This window comes from Shewanella amazonensis SB2B, assembly GCF_000015245.1.
GTDB classification, from domain to species: Bacteria; Pseudomonadota; Gammaproteobacteria; order Enterobacterales; family Shewanellaceae; genus Shewanella; species Shewanella amazonensis.
Genome location: NC_008700.1, coordinates 3,615,637 through 3,637,625 on the forward strand (window position 1 = coordinate 3,615,637; position 21,989 = coordinate 3,637,625).

Here is a 21,989-nt window from a genome sequence, read left to right on the forward strand (position 1 = left end):
ACAACCCCAGTGCACAGCCTGAGTTTACAACTGACGCTGGCGCTGTGCCCAAACCCCGATAAAGATAAAACTTAATACCAGCACAGGCACCAACCAGGTGCCTGTCAGCCCTCTGAGTCCGGAAGCCAGCTGCGGCGCAAGCCAAACGATGAGTATGCCAAAGCCAAAAGCATTGATAAGAATAAACAGGCTCGTGCGCACCACAAAGTGACGCGCACCCACCAGTCGTTGCAGTGCTCGATTGATATCCGGGGCCAAGACGATGAGCACACACGCCACCAGTGCCGTGGCTATTTCCGACATCCAGGGGTGAAGGGATGCCGCCAACTTATTACAGAGTACTTGAATTGTTTCCATACGACTAAAGTAGTTATGATAGCGCGATAACTACAAGAATAAGGGGAACATACCTTGAGACACAAGCTACTGCTTCTGACCCGCGAAAATGAGCGTTACCGCAGCTTGCTCGCGTCCTGCCATCTGCCGGAGCTTGAGCTGTTGGATGACAATCCGGCCAATATCCGACTGGCTGACATCTGGCTGGCCGAGCCTGGGCTGGCCGCCCCCCTTGTAAACCACGCCTCCGGGCTGCGCTGGATGCAGTCCACCTTCGCCGGAGTCGATCTGTTGGTTAAACCCCGCCAACGTCGAGACTATTTGCTCACCAACGTGCGGGGCATTTTCGGTCCTCTGATGAGTGAGTACCTCTTTGGCTACCTGCTCGCCCGCCAACGGGAACACGACCTCTATAAGAGCCAACAACAACAAAAACTGTGGCTGCCGGGCAGTTACAAGACCCTGCAAGGGTCAGAGCTGTTATTGCTTGGTACAGGCTCCATCGCCAAGCATCTGGCACAAACCGCAAAACACTTCGGCATGAAAGTGGCTGGCATCAATCGCAGCGCCAAGGCCACTGAGGGCTTTGATGAAGTGGCCACCCTGGAGGCCTTGCCGACACTCATGGCAAGGGCCGATGCCATTGCCAGCATTTTGCCGAGTACCGAGGCCACCCGGGGAATTTTAAATGAAAACATTCTGGCCCGGATGAAACCCGATGCTGTGCTGTTCAATCTCGGCCGGGGGGATGTGCTGGATTTGGATGCACTTGAGCGTCAGCTCAGGCAACATCCACAGCAGCAGGCGGTGTTGGATGTGTTCAATCAGGAGCCACTGCCGGAAGATCATCCTATCTGGGGTCTTGGCAACGTCATAGTCACTCCACATATCGCGGCGCCGAGCTTTCCTGAGCAAGTTGCGGAAATCTTCAGCAGCAATTACCACAAGTTTCTGCTCGGAGAGACCCTGTCTCACCGTGTGAATTTCGAGCGGGGCTATTAAGCCAACCCGCTGAACGAAAGCAAGGTTTTGATTTGATATGTTGTAAAAAGGCGCCAATTGCGCTTTTTTGTTTTTGACCAACTTTAAGAGCGAGAAGCGTAAAACCTTACTAACGCCACCACTCATAGCGTTTCTGGCGGTTTTGGGGATTGGGTTAGTCCATTTTCAGATAACCACTAAGTGAGAAATAGCTCACCTATATAAAAAAGCGTTATTGATGATGAGAACGGTTTTTATTTATAATCCACATCATTCAACCGCCGGAGCATTTTTCACCATGTATGTCTGTGTTTGTTATGCCGTGACAGATACCCAAATCCAGGAAGCCGTTCATCAGGGCGATATTACCTTGGCCGCGGTGAAAAAACGCCTGGGTGTTGGCAGCCAGTGTGGTAAATGCATTCAAACGACCCTCGAAGTGATTCAGCGCCAGCTGGACGTCGAGCCCAATTACTACGAAGTCGCCTGATACGGCATACTTTTCTCTCACTCAAGCAGCTGACCCCAAACGGCGCAAGGTAAGGTTTAGCTGCGCAGTCTGCGACTCAGATTCAAATAAAAAAGCACTGCCAGGCAGTGCTTTTTTATTATTGTGTGTCAAACACACGTTTGCAGCGCTTACAAGGCGGGGGTATCCCCTTCCCCCAGCTCGACACTGTCAACCCGCTGCAGGCCCCTTGGCAGCTTGGCACCGCGTCGGCCACGCTCACCCCGGTAATGCTCGAGATCGGAACTCTTCAGCGTCAGCTTACGTTTGCCAGCCCACAGGGTCACGGCCGAGTCGGCTGGCACCAGGTGCAGGTGTATCAACAGCTCTTCTCGGTTTTTGGCCCGTTCACTGGGGATACCGATAATCTTATTGCCCTTACCTTTCGCCAGCTGCGGCAGCGCATCCAGTCCAAAGACCAGCATGCGGCCTTCATTGGTGATGGCCAAAATGGAGGGATTGGCGTCTTTGTCAACCCGACGGGGGGCCAACGCCTTGGCGCCGGATGGCAAACTGAGCAGCGCCTTACCCGCCTTGTTACGGGAAATCATATCGGCAAAAGAGCAGACAAAACCATAACCTGCGTCACTGGCGAGCAGGTAGTGGTGCTGCTCTTCACCCAGGAGCACATGCTCCATGGTTTCGCCAGGCGCCAGATTAAAGCGAGTGGTAATGGGCTCGCCCTGACTTCTCGCCGACGGCAGGGTGTGGGTATCGGTTGAGAAGGCTCGGCCAGAGCTGTCGATAAACACACTCTGCTGGTTGCTGCGCCCTTGCGCCGCACACAGGAAGCCATCGCCCGCTTTATAAGACAGAGCACCTGCGTCTATATCGTGGCCCTTTGCACAGCGTACCCAACCCTTTTCAGAAAGCACAACTGTCACAGGCTCGGTGGGCAGCAACTCCTGTTCGGTAAGGGCGCGGGACTCGCCACGCACGACCAGAGGCGAGCGGCGATCGTCACCGTAGGTTTCGGCATCCTTTTCCAGTTCTTTCTTGATCAGGGTCTTGAGACGACGCTCCGACCCCAGGATCTGCTCCAGCTTATTGCGCTCTTCTTCAAGCTCGCTTTGCTCGGCTTTGATTTTCATCTCTTCGAGCTTGGCCAAATGGCGCAACTTGAGTTCCAAAATGGCCTCGGCCTGACGGTCCGACAGCCCGAAACGCGCCATCAGCTCAGCCTTGGGCTCATCGTGGAAGCGAATGATTTCAATCACTTCATCGATGTTAAGGAAGGCAATCATCAGGGCTTCGAGGATGTGCAGCCTTGCCAGCACCTTGTCCAGACGGAATTGCAGACGGCGACGTACAGTTTCGGTACGGAAAACCAGCCACTCGGCCAGCATGTCCTTCAGGCCTTTTACCTTGGGACGGCCATCCAGGCCAATCACATTCAGGTTAACCCGGTAGCTCTTTTCAAGCTCGGTGGTCGCAAACAGGTGGGCCATCAGCTGTTCCACATCCACCCGATTAGAACGTGGTACCAACACCAGTCGCACCGGATTTTCGTGGTCGGATTCGTCGCGCAAATCCGTCACCATCGGCAGCTTTTTCGCCTGCATCTGAGCCGCAATTTGCTCGAGGATCTTACTGGAGCTGGCCTGATGCGGCAGCGCAGAAATCACCACCTCACCGTTTTCCATCTCGTAAACAGCGCGCATCCTGATGGAGCCACGGCCGGACTCATAAATCTTGGCGATTTCATCGGCGGGGGTAATGATTTCCGCCTCTGTGGGATAATCAGGACCCGGTACGAGCTCCATCAAGCGCTTAAGCTCAGTGGCGGGATTATCAATTAACTCGATACAGGCTCGCGTCAGTTCCCGGGCGTTGTGGGGCGGTATATCCGTCGCCATACCCACAGCAATACCGGTTACCCCGTTAAGCAGAATGTGGGGCAAGCGGGCCGGCAACACCTTGGGCTCTTTCATGGTGCCGTCAAAGTTGACGCCCCAATCCACAGTGCCCTGGCCGAGCTCAGAGAGCAGTACCTCAGAGAAGCGCGACAGCCGCGCTTCTGTATATCGCATGGCCGCGAAGGACTTAGGATCGTCAGGAGCACCCCAGTTACCCTGACCATCCACCAGCGGATAGCGGTAGGAAAACGGCTGCGCCATCAGCACCATGGCTTCGTAACAGGCACTGTCACCGTGGGGGTGATATTTACCCAGCACGTCACCCACCGTACGGGCAGATTTCTTGTGCTTCGACTGGGCATTAAGGCCCAGTTCACTCATGGCATAGACGATACGTCTTTGCACCGGTTTGAGGCCATCACCAATATGGGGAAGGGCCCGGTCCATGATTACGTACATGGAATAGTTGAGATAGGCCTCTTCGGTGAAGCGCCTCAAGGGCATTTGCTCCACACCATCCAGGCTTAAGTCAATGGCGTCACTCATGGTTGCTCTTCCTGCGTTGGCGCCTCTTCTTCGGCTTCATGCCTGTAGAAGAACCGGTAAACGTTGCCTTTCAAATCGTCTGAGATAAACAGTGAACCGTCGGCGCCCAATGCCATGCCATAGGGGCGGGCAACCGGAAACTCACCATCCAGAAAGCTTATCAGTGTCTCGCGGCGCTTTACTTCGCCCTTATCCAGGGTCAGGACGACTATCTGGTAGCCAATTTTGCTCGAGCGGTTCCAGGAGCCGTTTTCTGCCACCAGCAACTGGTTATGATATTCCGCCGGGAATTGCTCGCCGCGATAAAACAGCATCCCCATGGGAGACACGTGAGCTGGCAGCTCATAAACCGGGCTCACAACCTTGAGGTTTTCAGGCTTTTCGTAGGCAGGCTCAATCACATCGCTGGCATGCACATAGGGAAACCCATAGTGCATACCCTTGATATCGATTCGGTTTATTTCATCCGGAGGCAGGTTGTCACCCATCCAGTCGCGGCCTATATCGGCAAACCACAGCTTGCCATCTTGCGGATCCCAGTCCATACCGCGCACGGTTCGTACCCCGGTCGCTATCTGCTCACTGGCACCGGTATCCACATCGATGGCAATAACAGAGCCAAACGGTGATTCAGACTCACACACGTTACAGGGTGAGCCTATGGCGATATAAAGTCTGCCATCGGGACCAAACGCCATATAGCGGGCACTCTTTTTGGTATCGCCGGGGAGTTTGGAGTAAATCTCTTTGGGGCGGCCAGGGCGGCGAAGGCGCTGCTCAATTTCTTCATAACGCAGGATTTTTTCATCCAACGCCACATAAAGATGACCCTTGTGAAAAGCGATGGCCTCAGGATTATCCAGGCCTTTACCCACAACATAGCGGCGATCCACTCGCCCGTCGTTGTTGCTGTCGACCAGGGCCGTGATGGTGCCGCCTTTGCCGGAGCCCACAAACAGGGTGCCATTATCACCGACGGCAAGCTGCTTGGCATCCTCAAGCTCCGAGGCATATTGGGTGATACCAAAGCCCTTGGTGACGGTAATTGTCATCGTTTGCTCGGCCTGGGTCTGCGTCGCTATACAGGCGAGGCAGGCAATCAGCATGCGGCCGAGGTGTGTATTACTCAACATTCTCTTTAGCCTGTTATCGTTATCATGGGCAGGCAACATCAGATGATTGCCAGATCGCCTTTGGTTTCAAGCCAAGTTTTTCTGTCGCCGGAGCGCTTTTTCGCCAGCAACATGTCCATCAGCGCGACGGTATCGTCACTGTCGTCTATGGTCAGCTGCACCAGGCGACGGGTGTTAGGGTCCATGGTGGTCTCACGCAGCTGTAACGGGTTCATTTCACCCAGTCCTTTAAAGCGCGTTACCTGAGGTTTGCCTTTTTTGCCTTCGGCGGCGATCCTGTCGAGGATCCCCTGCTTTTCCGACTCATCGAGGGCGTAGTATACCTCTTTACCTATATCGATACGGAACAGCGGCGGCATGGCGATGTACACATGGCCACGCTCCACGAGTACCCGGTAGTGCTTGAGGAAGAGTGCACACAACAAGGTAGCAATGTGCAATCCATCCGAGTCGGCGTCGGCCAGAATACACACCTTACCGTAACGCAGCTCAGAAATATCATCGCTGTCAGGGTCGCAGCCGATGGCCACGGAGATATCGTGTACTTCCTGAGATGCCAATACCTGTGAAGCCTCAACCTCCCAGGTATTCAAAATCTTGCCCCGCAGCGGCATGATGGCCTGAAACTCGCGATCCCGTGCCTGTTTGGCACTGCCACCTGCCGAATCCCCTTCCACCAAAAAGAGTTCTGAGGTCATGGGGTCCTGACCACTGCAGTCGGTTAGCTTGCCGGGCAAGGCTGGCCCTGCCGTGACCTTTTTACGGGCGACTTTCTTGGCCGCCTTCATACGCTTCTGGGCGTTGGAGATACACATCTCCGCCAGCATTTCCGCCAAATCCGTATGGGAGTTCAGGTACAGGGAAAACGCGTCGCGAACGATGCCGGACACAAAGGCCGCGCTCTGACGGCTGGAGAGTTTTTCCTTGGTCTGACCGGCAAACTGGGGATCCTGCATCTTGATGGATAAAATGAACGCCGTTTTATCCCAGATATCTTCAGGACTGAGTTTTATTCCGCGGGGAATGAGGTTTCGAAACTCACAAAACTCCCGCATGGATTCCAGCAGCCCCTGACGGAAGCCATTCACGTGGGTGCCACCCAGCGGGGTGGGGATCAGGTTTACATAACTTTCGGCAAGATATTCGCCGCCCTCGGGTAACCAGGTAATAGCCCAGTCTGCAGCCTCATTATTACCGGCAAAACTGCCCACAAAGGGCTCTTGAGGCAGCATGGGGGCATCGCCCACGGCACTCTTTAAGTAATCCGTCAGCCCGGCCTCGAAGTACCATTCATGCACTTCACCGGTTTGCTTGTTGGTAAATTTGATTCTGAGCCCGGGGCAGAGTACTGCCTTGGCTTTAAGCAGATGGATCAGCTTGGTAATGGAGAAATTGGGTGAATCGAAATAGCTTGGCTCCGGCCAGAAATGCACACGGGTACCCGTATTACGCCGGCCGCAGGTACCGGTCACGGTCAGGCTTTCCACCTTATCACCGTGCTCGAAGGCCATGTCGTAGACCTGAGCATCCCGACGCACTGTGATTTCAACCCGGCGCGACAGGGCGTTTACTACCGAAATGCCCACACCGTGTAAACCACCGGAAAACTGGTAGTTTTTATTGGAAAATTTACCACCGGCGTGGAGTTTGGTGAGAATGAGTTCAACCCCGGGAATGCCCTCTTCCGGGTGGATATCCACCGGCATACCCCGACCGTCGTCGATGACCTCGAGGGAATTGTCCGTTTGCAGAATAACATCAATACGACTTGCGTGTCCCGCCAGCGCCTCGTCCACACTGTTGTCTATGACTTCCTGTCCCAGGTGATTGGGACGTGTGGTATCGGTGTACATACCGGGACGGCGCTTTACCGGCTCAAGGCCGTTCAGCACCTCAATGGCATCAGAATTGTATAGGTTGGTCATGGCGCACGTTATTCTTCGTTATTCAGGCCATGGTGCGGCCCTGCGAGTCGGTTTGTCAAGGTAACTCTAAAAAAGCGGCGATATCCGGTAATTGCCGCTCAAAACCCACAAAACTGTGGTCTCCACCGGGTTCTATCAACATCCGGCAGCAATAGTATTTGCCAAGGGCCAGTCGGTAATCCAGCACCTCGTCACCGGTTTGTAATAATACAAAAAAACGGTCCGGATTGGCTATGGCAGCAACATCATAGCGCTTGAGGGCTTCGCGGTGAGATGGCAACACCAGATAGTCTTCACCGGTGTAAGGATTATGCTGTGGCCCCAGAAAGGCTTCAAAGAGATCGTAAGGCGAGACCGCAGGATTGATCAGTGCCGCCTTGCCACCGTAGGTTTCAGCAAGATAAGTGGCAAAAAAGCCGCCGAGAGACGAGCCGATAAATCTCAGTGGTTCCCCCCTTGCCTTGGCCTCTTCTGTTATCTCACACAAAAGCGCGACAGCCCGCTCAATATCAGTGGGTAATTGGGGCTGCACCAAGCGAACACCGGGATGGTTCGCGGCAATAAAGTTGGCACTCTGTAGGCCTTTGTCAGACTGCGGGGAGCTGTTGAATCCGTGAATATAAAGCAGCATACATCCTCAGGCTGCGGTTTGCTGAACCTCAGTAACCGCTGGAGCTGTGGTCCGGCGCAAAGCGATTACCCGGCACACGGTAAACATGTGTATGAATGCTACCATCGCTCAAAAGCTCCAGCAAACGGTAGCCAGGCTGCAGATGATCGAGGGCAAAGTAAGGTGACTTGGGTTTGAATTGAATACAGGTAGATGGGGTGGCCATCAGTGGTAGCTGGCCATTGGCCGTGGCATACACTTCATCCACGGCCTGATGCACATGGCCCCAGAGAATGCCCTTCACCTGAGGGTATGCAGACACCCTGGCGAGAAAGTCACTGCCGTTATCCATACAGTGCTGATCGAGCCAGGCGCAATCCATCAGAATGGGATTATGGTGCATCACAAGCAGCGTATGGTGGTTCGGGTATGCTGCGATGGCCTGGTCGATGAGGGAGAATTGCAGCTCCCCCATATGGCCTCCGGGCTTTCCCCGCACGGTACTGTCCAGCATCAGAATATGCCAGTTCCCAATCAGAATTCGCTGCTGCCCGAAGACCCTGGGACCCTGCATATGCAGGTTCATGACCCTTGGATCGTCATGGTTTCCGGGCAAATAATGGCAAGGTAGACCAAGAAATTCGATGGCCTGAACGAAGTTACGGTAAGAATCCGGAGTGTAATCCTGACTGATGTCACCGGTGGCGAGCATCAGGTGCGCGGGATAATGGGTGGCATTCAGGGTATTGAGCACAGCCGCCAGGCTCTGACTGGTGTTCACGCCCAGCAGTTGTCCGTCGTTGCTGGCAAATAAATGTGGATCGGTGATCTGCACCAGACGCGCAGCTTCCCCTTCTGCCAACGAATATTCAACAGCCTCTTTCAGCACTATGTTTACCCACAATTAAGACCGGACAACCGACTGATATCGACAACCAATCTTCAATAACTCTTCCAGGAATGCATTGACCTGGTACTTTTCATCACTTTGGTACATTCGCAAATTGGGGTAATCATACACCGCACTGAGAAGTGAAAACTGCCGACCAGTTAACACTTCTGCTAATTTAGCATCATGATAAATCCGAACCAATACCTTAGGGTCTTCAATTAGTGGTGTTTTTCCAAGTGGGCGGGAAATTTCGACCAATTGGGTGTAGCGGGTATTTTCCACCAGCGTGATTTTAAGGATGCCGTTGCTGCCACGGACACTGGCGGGAGCATCCATGGCCAGCGCTGAGGGTAGCCAGCGCAGCAACAAGGCATAGTTTCGGCCACACAAGGCCAAAAAGCCGTTGAGATCCGGCTGATATCGCGCTTTCACTCCCTTGCCCTTCAAAGGTCACTCCGCATCAGCTTATGTCGGTTTAACTCAAGCCACTGCAGACCAAGCACAGTTGAACCATTATCGATTTCGCCACTTTCCACCATGGCATAGGCGGCTTCGCGGCTCATCACGTGCACCCGAATATCTTCATGCTCATGGGCAAGGCCATGGAGGCCTTCCGCCTGACTGGCATCGACTTCAGCCAGAAAACAATAAAAGCGCTCGCTGCAGCCCCCGGGACTGGAGAGATAACTGCCAATGGGCAGCATCCGCGATGCAGTAAGCCCCGCCTCTTCCATTAACTCTCTGCGTGCCACGTCTTCGGCCGACTCCCCGTCCTCCATCATGCCAGCCACCAACTCCAGCAACCAAGGGAATTCAGAGGTTTCCAGTGCCGGAAACCTGACCTGTTCAATCAGGACCACCTGGTCAGTCACCGGATCATAGGGCAACACCACAACAGCGTGACCACGTTCAAACACTTCCCGCGAGACGACCTCACTCCAGCCGCCGGCAAACAGACGATGGCGAAACTGATACCTGACCATCTTGAAAAAACCCTGATACAGGGTGCTCGAGCCCAGTACTTCAATGTCTTCACGACTGAAGAGTCTGTTAAACATTCGCTGCTCCTTGACGAGGTGATTCACTTATTATCATGGGATTCGCACAAAGATTTAAAATAAAATCTGTTACACTTCGGGTTTGACTCAAAAATGGTTGATTTTTTAGTATTTCAACCATTAACTTTTAGCTGTTTCGGGAAGCGTCGGGAAGCGCGAACCGCCCGGGTATAAGGGCATACCAGTTTAACCCAGTTATTACCCCCCTCGGGGAGAATGTCTCAATAAGGACAGCCAATGAAATTCAAGTTCAGCTCTCTGTGTGCCGCCATCGCTCTGGCAGCCAGTGCATCCAGCGTTCAAGCCGACGACTTGCTGCAAATCTATCAGCAAGCTCTGACCAATGACCCTCTGGTGCTGCAGGCTCAGGCTCAGCGAAATGCGTTATACGCGCAAATCGAAGAAAACCGCGCTCCCCTGCTGCCCACCATCAGTGCCAATGTCGGTTACGATAAGGCCTGGAAAGACCCATCCGAAGACTCCGATGGCTTTACCGGTGGCGTCAAATTAACTCAGGTGATTTATGACCACAGCGCCTGGGTTGGCCTGTCGCTGGCAGAAAAAGCCGCAGCGCAAGCCGATGCCGCCTATGCATCCGCACTGCAAAACCTCATCACCCGTGTGACCAAGGCCTACTTTGACGTGCTCAAGGCCAAGGATAACTATGAGTTCCAGGGCGCCGAGAAGCGCGCTATCGAGCGCCAGCTTGAGCAGACCAAACAGCGTTTTGCCGTAGGTTTGACCGCCATGACGGATGTACACGAAGCACAGGCGCAATATGACCTGGCTTCAGCCACCGAAATTCTGGCTGAAAATACCCTGTCAAACAGCTATGAGGCGCTGCGTGAAATCACAGGTATCGACCATAAGTCTATCAACGTTCTGGACACCAATCGTTTCAGTGCTGCCGCCCCAGCGCCTGCCGCTCCCAATGAGTGGATCAAGATGGCAGAGAACAACAGTACAGACCTGCTGACTCAGCGCATTGGTAAAGACATCGCCGAAGAGACCATTTCCCTCTACAAAGCGGGTCACTACCCATCGTTAAGCTTGAGCGCAGGTTACACCAAGGGCTTTGAGCAGACCCCTGGTCCTGACTATGACAACAGCTCTATCGGCGTGACTCTGTCTATCCCTATCTTTGAAGGCTTCAAAGTTACCTCCAAAGTAGAACAGGCCCAGTATAAGTATGTGGAAGCCAGTGAGAAGCTAGAGCAGACTTATCGCCGCGTGGTGAAGGATGTACGTAACAACTTCAACAACGTTGGTGCCTCCATAAGCTCTATCCGTGCTTACGAGCAATCCGTGCTGTCTTCAGAAAGTGCGCTCGGTGCCACTCAGTCTGGTTTCGAAGTGGGCACCCGTACCATAGTTGACGTGCTCAACCGTACCCGTGACCTCTACGACTCCAAACGTAAGCTGTCTGACGCGCGTTACAGCTACATCAGCTCGGTGCTGGCCCTGAAGCAAGCCGCAGGCACCCTGAACGAAGATGATGTGATTGCCATCAACAACGGTTTGAAGGCTGCAGAGTAATCACAACCAGTATAAAAAAACCGCCTGATGGCGGTTTTTTTATTGCGCTGATACTGACTTAGAAAAGCAGTTCCACACCGGCAAAATAGCCTTTGAAGCTACTGTCAGTGCTAATGCCATCGAAGCCATTCACATCGAAACTGAACTCACGGTAGCCAGCGCGGATACGGGTATCCAGTGCAATACCGTCAAACTCCCAGCCCAGACCCACACTGTAATCGTACACCTGGCTTTCATCCAACCCCGCCATCAGGTCGGCAAAGCCATAGAGACCCAGACCAGGCATACCCACCACGGCACTGGCGTAACCCATGATAATGCCATCGGTAAAGTCCTTTTGCGCAGCAACGCCCGAGGCATTGCTGATGCGCAGTGAACCGTTCATCTTTTTGTAGGCACCGCCCACATCCAGCGACACTATATCGTTGTCCAGCAGCTCGTAGTAAAGCACAAAGTCGGTATTGCTCAGATCCATGGTGCTATAGAGTTCACCATTGAAAGGAATACCACCGAAGGCCAGAGTTGCATCGGCGTTAAAGCCATCTTCTTCGAGGCGATTTTCACGGATCAGCAGGTTAGGCAGCAAGGGCACTGGATGCTCAACGGCAAACCAAACACTTGTCTGACCCGATGTGTCGTAATCAAACCCGTGCAGGTTACCAGCATCGTCAGGCACATTGCCTTTGGCATCAGCATGCCAGTAATCGGCACCGACTTTAAAACCAACAACAGTGGCCGCGTTGGCCGAAAACGCAGCCAACGCTGAAAGCAGTGAGGCAGCCAGAATGGTTTTTTTCATAATTAACCCTGTGAAAGCAAATTGGTTAAATCAATGAGCGCCGCATTGGCGCGGGAGACGTAATTGGCCATGACCAGAGAGTGGTTAGCCACATAGCCAAAGCCTGAACCGTTAAGGACCAGCGGACTCCATACGGTCTGCTGGGTAGATTCCAGCTCACGTATGATCTGCTTTAAACTGACTTCGGCATTCTTCTTCTTGAGCACATCGGCAAAATCGACCTCGACGGCTTTCATGAAGTTAAGCAAGGCCCAGCAAGAACCGCGGGTCTCATAGAAGACATCATCAATTTGCCACCAGCTGGTTTTGATTTGCTGTGCCGCTAAATTGGGTGTGGATTGACGCGCCGAATTATCACCGGCCAGATCCGTATTAAGCCTTTCCTGACCGACACTGGCCGACAGCCTCTGCGACATGCTGCCAAGACGTTTTTGCACCTCTTTCAGCCATTCGTTCAGATTATCAGCCCGGGCGTAAAACTGTGCATCCCTGTTACTGGTGTCTGCAATGCGGGCACGGTAGAGTTTCAGCAATTTAACCGCATCGCTGTACTCACTTTCGGCGCTGGGCACCAACCAGGAGGTGTGATCGATATTGAGCTTGGAGTGCGCCTCCAGCAGGTCGTTATCGGCAGTCGATTGTGATTGAGATCGGCTGAACTCTTTACGCATTACCAGCGCCAGGTCCCGCGCCTGTTCAAGGGCACCAAACTCAAACGCCGGCATATTATCCATAAACACCGACGGTGGCGTAGTATCGTTCGATAACCAGCCGCCTTGTTTGTTGAGCAGGGCTTCAACGGTATTGATCAGAGAGGAAGTCGTGGCATAACCCACTACCTGCTGGCCATTTTCCGCGTTGAGCACTTCCGGCTCAAGCACATCAGGTTCAACACTCCACCAGACACTGACGCCGTACATGATGACAACTATCACAGCCGCCACGCCAGCGACCTTTTTCCATGTCACTTGCATCTTGAATTACTCCTTTAATGATGATGGTGATGATGTTCATCGGCCTGTGCATTGCCAGCCTTGGCGACTGGCAGTTGTATCTCAAGCGTCTGGCCATCTTTGAATGTAAGCAGCAGTGTCACCATGTTGCCTTCGGCCAGCGGTGATGCAAGGCCAAGCAGCATGACATGGTCACCCTGTTCACCCAGTTTCAAGGTACCGTGCGATGGCAGGTCAAACCCTTCAACCTGGCGCATTTTAACTATGTCATTTTCGGTCAGCAGGGTGTGCAGCTGCGCTTCTTTGGCGATGCTGCTCTCAACGGCAACCAACTCGGTGGCCGGACCGTGATTTTCGAGGGTGAAATAGGCTGCGGTATTAGGGGCAGATGGCGGCATGGCACGCACAAAACCATCTTTTACTATAATCTCAGCCATGGCGGGCATGGACAGCAGGCCAATCAGGCCTAAATTAAACATGTGTTTGAATATCGATTTCAATGTCATACACTCCATGTCAAGCCAAGCTATTTTTGAGGACAACCCCATGAGTAAAATACTCGTCAAGGATCTGGATGGCGTAAGGGTAATCAGCTTTAATCGCCCGGAAAAACGCAATGCTTTAGACCTTGATATGTACAGGCAGCTCACAGAATACCTTATGCAAGGTGAGAGCGACAATGACATTCGAGCCTTCTTACTGACCGGTGAAGCCAATTGTTTCACCTCGGGGAATGATGTTGCTGACTTTTTGCAAAACAGTGAATTAGGTCCAAATCACCCTGCCGTGCGTTTCCTGTATTGCTTGCTGGAGCTTAGAAAACCCCTGGTGGCAGCTGTGAGTGGCAGCGCGGTTGGTATTGGCACTACCTTACTGCTTCACTGCGATCTGGTGTATGCCGATAACAGCGCTAAATTCCAACTGCCCTTTGTGAATTTGGCATTGGTGCCCGAAGCAGGTGCCAGTATCTTGCTACCCGAATTGGTTGGCTATCAAAAGGCAGCTGAACTCCTATTGCTGGCAGAGCCCTTCGACGCCGAGACGGCATTGTCATTAAAGCTTATCAATGCCTTGTGTTCCAAAGAGGAATTGCAACAAACGGCGCTGGATAAGGCCCGTAAACTGGCAAGTCAACCGCCGCAGGCTTTGCAGCAAACCCGGCAATTAATGCGCCCCCACAAACACAGGGTGCAGCACCAGATGCATCTCGAACTGGAAGCCTTTGGGGAAAGATTAAAAAGCGATGAGGCCAAGGCCCGCTTTCAGGCATTTCTTACAAAATCCTGAAACCTCTGCCCCTTGCTAACGACACTGCAGCAATACCGTTAACAAGGGGCAGATTCACTCAGCATTTAGCCCCATCAAGCCTCCCACTTATCCATTACCAGCGCCAGGGCGAAGTAAATCAACAGTGTGATAGCCGGATTAATGAGTGTCGACACCATCCAGGCAAGCCGCGTCCACATGCAAGACCAGCCAAACTTGGTTGCCATTTGGGCGGCCACACCACACACCAGACGACGGGGGTTTTTAAGACGCATTTCAATACCCATATTCATGCTTTTCCTTTCACTGAAGTTAAATCCTGTGCCAGCGCATCAGGTAGGTCACCAGGGTACAGGCCAGAAAGCTTGCTACGGGTAACATCAATACCAATGCGGTTTTCATCGAGAGTCCCAGTGTTAACCACATGTCTTACTCCTTGACGGCTACCAGCGCTTTTTTCTGTTCCTCATCTTTGGCCGATGCGGTTTCAGTCAGAGTTCCCCAGGTCTTGGTCAGCTCAGCTTTAAGCTCCAACTCCAGGTCCAAAGCGGCGTTTTGCAGCATTTCCTTGGTTTGGCTCATCACGCTCATTTCGACAGAGCGCAGTACATCAGTAGTTGAAAATTCAGTAGCTTGAGCGTTGTTTGCCATTCCCAGAGTAACCATCAGGGCCAGGGCGGTCAGTGTGCGATTAAACATGGTGTTCACTCCTGTTGTTAACCTATGTCACATCAGGTATTACAAGTGTCGTGCCAAGTTTAATAATATTTTTATGGCAATGTTTTAAAAGGAATTTTTTGAAAAGCTAAAAAGAGGATGAGGTCTGAGGTGGGCGGTAAGATTGGAGACAGGTGAAATTAACCACAGTTGTGGTTAATTTCACCAAATGACGCCCTGGAGAGTCTTAATTGGTGGTAAGCTCCATGGCTTTTATGGCATTTTCAATCACTTCGATACCTGCTCCCGGCTTATGGGCATTTTCACTGAGGTGTCGCCTCCAGGCGCGAGAGCCAGGCAAGCCCTGATACAAGCCAATGATGTGCCGACTGATATGGTTCAGGCGTCCGCCATCGGCAAGGTGTTTCCCGATATAAGGAAGCAACTTCCCGATAACCTCCTCACGGCTGCTTACAACAGCGGGCTTGCCGCAAAGCTCGGTGTCCACCGAGGCTAAAATATAGGGGTTCTGATACGCTTCACGACCCACCATGACACCATCGAGCTGTGCCAAATGGGTTTTAGCCTGCTCTATACTTGTCACGCCACCATTGATACTGATGGAAAGTTGGGGGTAGTCCCGTTTCAGCTGATACACCCGCTCGTAATCCAGGGGAGGAATTTCACGGTTCTCTTTCGGACTCAATCCCTGCAGCCAGGCCTTACGGGCATGAATAATAAAGGTATCGCAACCAGCCGCTGAGACGGTCTCGACAAAGTCGGTGAGAAAACCGTAAGAGTCCTGCTCATCAATGCCAATTCGGGTCTTCACTGTGACAGGTACAGACACCTGCTGGCGCATAGCGTCTACACACTCAGCAACCAACTTAGGCTCGGCCATCAAACAGGCGCCAAAGCGACCATTCTGTACCCGATCCGAAGGGCAACCTACGTTGATATTCACTTCATCATAACCTCGGGCCTCAGCGAGCTTGGCACAGGTCGCCAAATCCTTCGGGTCCGAACCGCCCAGCTGCAATGCCAGGGGGTGTTCTTCTTGGTTGTAGGCCAGATAATCGCCTTTGCCATGGAGAATTGCGCCCGTCGTCACCATTTCGGTATAAAGCAGCGCCTCTTTGGACATCAGGCGTGCAAAATAGCGGTAGTGTCTGTCGGTCCAATCCAGCATGGGAGCGACAGAGAAGGTGCGGTTGAGTGGCGATGGCATGAGCTTTCCCCATCCTGTAGACTGCGTAAAAGGGCGGCTATTTTACACTCGCACAATAAAAAACGACACCCATAATAGCCGCTGTCAGTCGGGGTAAAAGTTCACTCCGGTGCATAAATTCATCTACGCTTATGGGTATGTGGTCACCATCAGGGGGTCGCTCCCAGGCTATCAGCGAGGAATCGCCAAGCATGAATGTCGAATTTATCAATCCGTTTCTACAATCTCTGCTCAATGTTGTCTCAACTATGGCGTCGATGCAGCTCACTCCGGGTAAGCCCCGGCTGAAAACCGATAATCTTGCCAAGGGGGATGTATCAGGGCTGATTGGCATGGTAGGCCCTCAGACCAAGGGCTCTATGTCCATCACGTTTGAGCAAAGTCTGGCGCTGCAGATAATGCAAAATATGCTGGGCGAAAATCCGGGGACCATCAATGATGAGGTCACAGATATGGTGGGTGAAATCACCAATATGGTCACAGGCGGCGCCAAAAATCTCTTGAGTGACAAAGGATACGATTTTGAAATGGCAACCCCTGTGGTGGTCGCTGGTACGGGTCATAGAATTTCCCACAAGGCCGATGGCACCAAAATTATCATGCCATTCACCAGCCCCTATGGCACTGCGTACATTGAGATTTGTTTTGAAAATTAGTGCTGTACTGAAGTAAAACAGGCGCTCACATGAGCGCCTGTTTTATTTTAATCGAGGCAAACTGCCACTCGCGGGGTTAACTTGGTCACCAGCTCATAGGCAATGGTGCCAATTCGTTCAGCCACTTCTTCCACGGGCAATTCCTTGCCCCAGAGAAGTGCCCTGTCACCCACTTTATCTGCGGCGTCAGGCCCCAGATCCACCGTCAGCATATCCATGGAGACCCGACCAACAATGGGTACCCGTCTGCCATTAACCAGCACTGGCGTGCCCTCGGGGGCATTGCGGGGGTATCCGTCACCATAACCTATGGCCACAACACCGAGGCGAGTATCACGACTGGCCGTCCAGTATGCGCCATAACCCACACTCTCCCCGGCGCTGTGCTCCCGCACGGCAATCAATTGCGAGACCAACTCCATCGCAGGTTCAAGACCGTGGTTGCTGCCAAGGTCACCCGCCACTGGAGAAACTCCGTAAAGCGCGATACCCGGACGAATCCAATCGGCCTGGCTTTGTGGCCAGTACAGCACCCCTGCGGAGTTTGCCAGGGTTCTGTCCCCGGGTAACCCCTGGGTCAGAGCGTTGAAATGGGCCATCTGTGTAGCGGTAAAGTCTTTTTGAGGCTCATCGGCGCAGCTGAAATGGGTCATCAGATGCACGGGTTTTGCCACATTGGGGTTTTGCTGAAGCCTCTGGTAAACGTCCTTGAACTCACTGGCATGAAACCCCAGCCGATGCATACCGGAATCAATTTTTAGCCACACGGTGACCGGCTTAGACAGACTGACCGACTCCAGCATGTCCAGCTGGGAGACATGGTGAACGACCGTATCTATGTCATGCTCCACCAACAGGGGCAAATCTTCACTGCGGAAAAAGCCTTCCAGTAATAAGAGTCTGGCAGACACACCACCGGCCCTGACCTCCAGAGCTTCCTCAAGCCTTGCCAGTCCGAAGCCATCTGCGTCAGCATTTGAATGGGCATCGGTTAGCACCTCGGCCACATTGAGCAGCCCATGACCGTAACCGTTGGCTTTCACCACGGCCATGACCTTGCTGCCCGGGGCAATTTGGCGCAGCCTTTTAAGGTTGGCCTTCAGCGCGCGACTGCTGATTTCTGCGCGGGGAAAAGGTTTCAATACATCTGCCTTGTGAGATTCGAGCGATGATCAGTCTTCTTCAAACTGAGGGCCGGCATAATTGTCAAAGCGGGAGAATTGCCCCTGAAAGGTCAGACGCACCCGGCCAATGGGGCCGTTACGCTGCTTACCGATAATGATTTCGGCCGTGCCTTTATCCTGGGAATCGTTATTGTATACCTCGTCCCGGTAGATAAACATGATAAGGTCCGCATCCTGCTCGATAGAGCCGGATTCACGCAGATCCGAGTTCACAGGGCGTTTGTCGGCCCTTTGTTCCAGCGAGCGGTTAAGCTGTGACAGGGCAATCACAGGGATTTCCAGTTCTTTGGCAAGTGCCTTGAGCGAGCGGGAAATTTCGGCAATTTCCAGGGTACGGTTATCGGCCAGCGCCGGTACCTGCATCAGCTGCAGGTAGTCCACCATGATCATCGACAGACCACCCCATTCACGGGCCACCCTGCGGGCGCGGCTGCGTACCTCGGTTGGGGTCAGGCCAGAACTGTCATCGATGTACATCTTGCCCTGCTCGAGCATCAACCCCATGGTGGAAGACACCCGCGCCCAATCCTCATCATCCAGCTGACCGGTACGTACCTTGGTTTGATCAACGCGGCCAAGGGACGCCAGCATACGCATCATGATCTGTTCTGAGGGCATCTCGAGACTGAAAATCAGTACCGGTTTGTCTTCGTTCATGGCGGCGTATTCGCAGAGATTCATGGCGAAGGTGGTTTTCCCCATGGACGGACGTGCCGCCACAATCACAAGGTCACCGCTTTGAAAACCTGCGGTCATACGGTCGAGATCCGAAAAGCCGCTGGATACCCCGGTCACGCCATTGTGGGGGTTGTTATAAAGCTGCTCGATTTTATCGACGGTTTTTTCGAGGATTGCCTTGATATCTTCGGGCCCTTCGTTGGCATTGGCCCGCTGCTCGGCAATCTTGAACACCTTGGTTTCCGCCAGATCCAACAAGGCACTGGAGTCACGACCTTCGGGGTTGTAACCCGCGTCGGCAATCTCATGGGCAACCCGAATCATTTCCCGCACCACGGCGCGCTCACGTACAATTTCGGCGTAAGACAATATGTTACCGGCGCTGGGAGTGTTTTTGGCAATCTCACCTAAATAGGCAAAACCGCCGGCATCGTCCAGCTCGTTATTCAGTTCGAGCTGTTCCGACACAGTAATCAAATCCAGGGGCTGGCCCTGCTCCACCAGCTTTTGCATGGCAGAGAAAATCAATCGGTGAGAGCGGGAATAAAAGTCTTCACGAACCACGGCTTCGGCCACTTTGTCCCAAGCCTCAGCATCCAACATCAGGCCGCCAAGCACCGATTGCTCGGCCTCTATCGAATGCGGCGGCATTTTGATGGCTTCAACCTGGGCATCTTTTAACTTGCCCTTTGGTTTAAAGGCGGCTTCCTGTGACATTCAGTCTCCCAATATCCAACGGATTTGCAAAATATGGTATAAAACTCACCGACTTTGGCATCACCAAAGCCAAACGCATCCCATCCACGATGGACTCACGAACAATAATTAAGGAATCAACATGCGCAACCTAGTGGCAGCGGCTCTGGTGCTTTCTTCCGGAGTGGCACTCGCCGACGAAGGCCAGTGGCAACCTTATCAAATGCCTTCCATCGCAGACAAACTCAAAGCCCGCGGTATAGACATCCCAGCAGAGCAGTTGGCCGACTTAAGCCGCTATCCCATGAACGCCGTGGTGGGGCTGGGCTATTGTACCGCCAGTTTTGTATCCCCCCAAGGGCTGGCGGTGACAAATCATCACTGCGCATTCAGAGCCATTCAATATAACAGCAGTAAAGAGAAAAACTATCTTGCCGATGGCTTCCTGGCGACCAGCATGGATAAAGAGCCTTCCGCTGGCCCCAACGAGCGCCTGTACGTGACCGAAGCCGTGACAGATGTCAGCGCGCAAATCCGTGACGCCCTGCCGGAAGAGCCGCTGGCCCGTGTTGAAGCCATTGAAAATCGTCAAAAAGCGCTCATCAAAGAGTGTGAGAGTGACGATAACTACCGCTGCTCGGTCAGAAGCTTCCACAACGGGCTGGAATACTACCTTATCAAGCAGTTGATGATCCGCGATGTACGCCTCGTCTACGCGCCTCCTGAAAGTGTTGGTGGCTACGGCGGCGATATCGACAACTACGAATACCCTCGCCACAGCGGCGATTTCACCTTCCTGCGTGCCTATGTTGGTAAAGATGGCAAACCGGCACCTTACGCTGAAGACAACGTGCCATATCAGCCAAAAAGCTTCCTCAAAATTAACGCCAGCGGCGTGAAGGCCGGTGATGGTGTATTTGCAGCAGGCTATCCAGGCTCAACCAGCCGCTACCGTTTGACCACCGAACTTGAGTTTGCCAGCGACTGGCTCTACCCCACCCAGGCCAAACGCTTCCAGGCCCGCATCGATACCATCGAAGCCATGGGCGCTGCCGACACTGAATTGGCCATCAAGTACGCAGGTACCGTGGCAGGCATGGCCAACCGCATGAAGAAGCTTAACGGTCTGCTCGACGGCTTTAAGGCCACCGACATTGCCGCCATCAAGCAGCAACGTGAAGATGCCTTTATGACCTGGTATGCCAGCCATGGCGATGCCAAGCAGATGGATGAGCTCAAGGCACTGATTAAAGAAGGCCAAACTCAGTATCAGACCACCTACTACTTCAACAATGCTCAATCGAGCGATCTGCTCACTGCAGCAAACAGCCTGTATCGCCTGGCCAAAGAGAAACAAAAAGCCGATGCCGACCGTGAGCTGGGCTATCAGGAACGGGACATGAAGATGTTCGCCGATCGCCTGAAACGTATCGATTCAAGCTTCGACGTTAAAGTCGACAAGGTGCTGTGGCAGGCGGATATCGAAGAGTATCTCGGTCAAAACCAGCGCGTCGATGTGTTGGATAAGATGCTGACAGTTAAAGAAGGACAGGATCTGTCATCCATGCTGGATGGACTCTATGCAGCCACCGGCCTCACCGACCAGGCCACGCGCCTTGGGTGGATGGACAAAACCCCGGCGGACTTTGAAGCCAGTGACGATCCTTTTATCAAACTGGCAGTGGCGCTCTACGACACCCGTATGGCCCAGGAAAAAGCGGAAAAAACGCTGGATGGTAAGCTCAGTATTGCCCGCCCGGCGATGATGCAGGCCGTGATTGCCTACAACAAGGATAAAGGCTGGCCAGTATACCCGGATGCCAACGGCACTCTGCGTATCACCTACGGTATGGTAGATGGCTATCAGTCACGTGATGCACTCTACAAGCAGCCCTTCACCCGTCTGGAAGGCATAGTAGCCAAACACACTGGCGTAGAGCCATTTAACGCGCCACAAAAGGTGCTGGATGCCATCAAGCGTGGTGACATGGGCAAACATAATGTGGATGACCTCTACCCAGACGCCCGCAGTTTTATGTGTAAGCTGTTCTCTTGCCTGGATAAACCCGAAGCCTTTAATTCGGTACCGGTCAACTTCCTGTCCAGCGTAGACACCACGGGCGGCAACTCAGGCTCTCCGGTATTCAATGGTCGTGGTGAATTGGTGGGGCTCAACTTTGATTCCACCTATGAAGCCATCACCAAAGACTGGTTCTTCAACCCTGAAATCACCCGTGCAGTCCATGTGGATGTTCGCTATATCCTGTGGATGATGGACAAGGTGGATAACGCGCAGAATTTGTTACAGGAACTCACCCTGGTAACTAATTGATAATTAAAATTATAAAAAAAGGCCGCCTTCTAAAGTGGCCTTTTTTATTTCCAAATACACAACCTGAATCATAAATTAACATTGATATAACTTTTAAGTACACTTTATATACATAATGTGAGAAGATTTTCCAGCCAACCTGCATCCATAAGCAGGTAA

General features: G+C 52.9%; 22 protein-coding genes. 6 read left to right on the forward strand and 16 right to left on the reverse strand.

Features of this window, described 5'->3' with window-relative positions; genetic code table 11:
- Positions 1 to 24: 24 nt before the first annotated feature.
- Entirely contained in the window at positions 25 to 357 is a 333-nt protein-coding gene (locus SAMA_RS15865; RefSeq protein ID WP_011761145.1) for a DUF3392 domain-containing protein, read from the reverse strand.
- 54 nt (positions 358 to 411) lie between these two features.
- Between SAMA_RS15865 and SAMA_RS15870 the strand changes: the two genes are divergently transcribed.
- The gene (locus tag SAMA_RS15870; protein WP_011761146.1) at positions 412 to 1,338 is read left to right on the forward strand and encodes a D-2-hydroxyacid dehydrogenase; all 927 of its coding nucleotides are present in this window, start codon (positions 412 to 414) and stop codon (positions 1,336 to 1,338) included.
- A 277-nt stretch (positions 1,339 to 1,615) separates the two neighbouring features.
- Positions 1,616 to 1,807: a (2Fe-2S)-binding protein gene (locus tag SAMA_RS15875; protein ID WP_011761147.1), complete on the forward strand. Its 192-nt coding sequence runs from the start codon at positions 1,616 to 1,618 to the stop codon at positions 1,805 to 1,807.
- Positions 1,808 to 1,956: 149 nt separating this feature from the next.
- Here the strand turns inward: SAMA_RS15875 and parC are convergent, their stop codons facing one another.
- The 7 genes from parC to nudF all read right to left on the reverse strand — a co-directional run bounded on the left by parC (position 1,957) and on the right by nudF (position 9,845).
- A complete protein-coding gene (parC, locus tag SAMA_RS15880; protein ID WP_011761148.1) occupies positions 1,957 to 4,227 on the reverse strand; it encodes a DNA topoisomerase IV subunit A in 2,271 nt (756 codons plus the stop codon).
- Positions 4,224 to 5,333 carry a PQQ-dependent sugar dehydrogenase gene (locus SAMA_RS15885; protein ID WP_157608404.1) on the reverse strand — a complete coding sequence of 370 codons (1,110 nt, stop codon included), beginning with the start codon at positions 5,331 to 5,333 and terminating at the stop codon, positions 4,224 to 4,226. The genes parC and SAMA_RS15885 overlap by 4 nt, the downstream gene beginning before the upstream one ends.
- 65 nt (positions 5,334 to 5,398) lie before the next feature.
- Positions 5,399 to 7,285 (reverse strand): DNA topoisomerase IV subunit B, encoded by a 1,887-nt coding sequence (gene parE / locus SAMA_RS15890; RefSeq protein ID WP_011761150.1) that lies wholly within the window; start codon positions 7,283 to 7,285, stop codon positions 5,399 to 5,401.
- A 55-nt stretch (positions 7,286 to 7,340) separates the two neighbouring features.
- Positions 7,341 to 7,916, reverse strand: coding sequence for a YqiA/YcfP family alpha/beta fold hydrolase (locus tag SAMA_RS15895; protein WP_011761151.1), 576 nt, complete (start codon positions 7,914 to 7,916; stop codon positions 7,341 to 7,343).
- Between the two features lie 28 nt (positions 7,917 to 7,944).
- The gene (cpdA, locus tag SAMA_RS15900; protein ID WP_011761152.1) at positions 7,945 to 8,784 is read right to left on the reverse strand and encodes a 3',5'-cyclic-AMP phosphodiesterase; all 840 of its coding nucleotides are present in this window, start codon (positions 8,782 to 8,784) and stop codon (positions 7,945 to 7,947) included.
- 15 nt (positions 8,785 to 8,799) lie between these two features.
- Entirely contained in the window at positions 8,800 to 9,234 is a 435-nt protein-coding gene (locus tag SAMA_RS15905; protein ID WP_041409908.1) for a DUF1249 domain-containing protein, read from the reverse strand.
- Positions 9,231 to 9,845 (reverse strand): ADP-ribose diphosphatase, encoded by a 615-nt coding sequence (gene nudF, locus SAMA_RS15910; RefSeq protein ID WP_011761154.1) that lies wholly within the window; start codon positions 9,843 to 9,845, stop codon positions 9,231 to 9,233. The genes SAMA_RS15905 and nudF overlap by 4 nt, the downstream gene beginning before the upstream one ends.
- Before the next feature lie 237 nt (positions 9,846 to 10,082).
- On the opposite strand from nudF, the gene tolC reads away from it, so the two are divergent.
- Positions 10,083 to 11,381: an outer membrane channel protein TolC gene (tolC, locus tag SAMA_RS15915; protein ID WP_011761155.1), complete on the forward strand. Its 1,299-nt coding sequence runs from the start codon at positions 10,083 to 10,085 to the stop codon at positions 11,379 to 11,381.
- Positions 11,382 to 11,439: 58 nt separating this feature from the next.
- Here the strand turns inward: tolC and SAMA_RS15920 are convergent, their stop codons facing one another.
- The 3 genes from SAMA_RS15920 to SAMA_RS15930 are packed head-to-tail and all read right to left on the reverse strand — an operon-like array spanning position 11,440 to position 13,648.
- Positions 11,440 to 12,180, reverse strand: coding sequence for a TIGR04219 family outer membrane beta-barrel protein (locus SAMA_RS15920; RefSeq protein WP_011761156.1), 741 nt, complete (start codon positions 12,178 to 12,180; stop codon positions 11,440 to 11,442).
- Positions 12,181 to 12,182: 2 nt separating this feature from the next.
- Complete coding sequence (locus tag SAMA_RS15925; protein ID WP_011761157.1) at positions 12,183 to 13,154, reverse strand: DUF2333 family protein; 972 nt, start codon at positions 13,152 to 13,154, stop codon at positions 12,183 to 12,185.
- A gap of 14 nt (positions 13,155 to 13,168) precedes the next feature.
- Entirely contained in the window at positions 13,169 to 13,648 is a 480-nt protein-coding gene (locus SAMA_RS15930) for a copper chaperone PCu(A)C (RefSeq protein ID WP_011761158.1), read from the reverse strand.
- A 31-nt stretch (positions 13,649 to 13,679) separates the two neighbouring features.
- Here SAMA_RS15930 and SAMA_RS15935 point away from each other — a divergent pair, with 31 nt between their 5' ends.
- Positions 13,680 to 14,420: an enoyl-CoA hydratase gene (locus tag SAMA_RS15935; RefSeq protein WP_011761159.1), complete on the forward strand. Its 741-nt coding sequence runs from the start codon at positions 13,680 to 13,682 to the stop codon at positions 14,418 to 14,420.
- Positions 14,421 to 14,494: 74 nt separating this feature from the next.
- On the opposite strand, the gene SAMA_RS15940 is transcribed toward SAMA_RS15935, so the two are convergent.
- The 3 genes from SAMA_RS15940 to dusA form a co-directional block, all read right to left on the reverse strand.
- The gene (locus SAMA_RS15940; RefSeq protein WP_011761160.1) at positions 14,495 to 14,692 is read right to left on the reverse strand and encodes a PspC domain-containing protein; all 198 of its coding nucleotides are present in this window, start codon (positions 14,690 to 14,692) and stop codon (positions 14,495 to 14,497) included.
- Positions 14,693 to 14,828: 136 nt separating this feature from the next.
- The gene (locus SAMA_RS15945; RefSeq protein ID WP_011761161.1) at positions 14,829 to 15,098 is read right to left on the reverse strand and encodes a hypothetical protein; all 270 of its coding nucleotides are present in this window, start codon (positions 15,096 to 15,098) and stop codon (positions 14,829 to 14,831) included.
- 205 nt (positions 15,099 to 15,303) lie between these two features.
- On the reverse strand, positions 15,304 to 16,284 hold the full coding sequence (gene dusA, locus SAMA_RS15950; protein WP_011761162.1) for a tRNA dihydrouridine(20/20a) synthase DusA: 981 nt from the start codon (positions 16,282 to 16,284) through the stop codon (positions 15,304 to 15,306).
- Between the two features lie 191 nt (positions 16,285 to 16,475).
- Here dusA and SAMA_RS15955 point away from each other — a divergent pair, with 191 nt between their 5' ends.
- Entirely contained in the window at positions 16,476 to 16,940 is a 465-nt protein-coding gene (locus SAMA_RS15955; RefSeq protein ID WP_011761163.1) for a chemotaxis protein CheX, read from the forward strand.
- 47 nt (positions 16,941 to 16,987) lie between these two features.
- Here the strand turns inward: SAMA_RS15955 and alr are convergent, their stop codons facing one another.
- Together alr and dnaB are read right to left on the reverse strand one after the other, a co-directional pair.
- Positions 16,988 to 18,082 carry an alanine racemase gene (alr, locus tag SAMA_RS15960; protein WP_011761164.1) on the reverse strand — a complete coding sequence of 365 codons (1,095 nt, stop codon included), beginning with the start codon at positions 18,080 to 18,082 and terminating at the stop codon, positions 16,988 to 16,990.
- 30 nt (positions 18,083 to 18,112) lie between these two features.
- Entirely contained in the window at positions 18,113 to 19,519 is a 1,407-nt protein-coding gene (gene dnaB / locus SAMA_RS15965; protein ID WP_011761165.1) for a replicative DNA helicase, read from the reverse strand.
- A gap of 121 nt (positions 19,520 to 19,640) precedes the next feature.
- On the opposite strand from dnaB, the gene SAMA_RS15970 reads away from it, so the two are divergent.
- Entirely contained in the window at positions 19,641 to 21,830 is a 2,190-nt protein-coding gene (locus SAMA_RS15970) for a S46 family peptidase (RefSeq protein WP_011761166.1), read from the forward strand.
- The last annotated feature ends 159 nt before the right edge of the window (positions 21,831 to 21,989 follow it).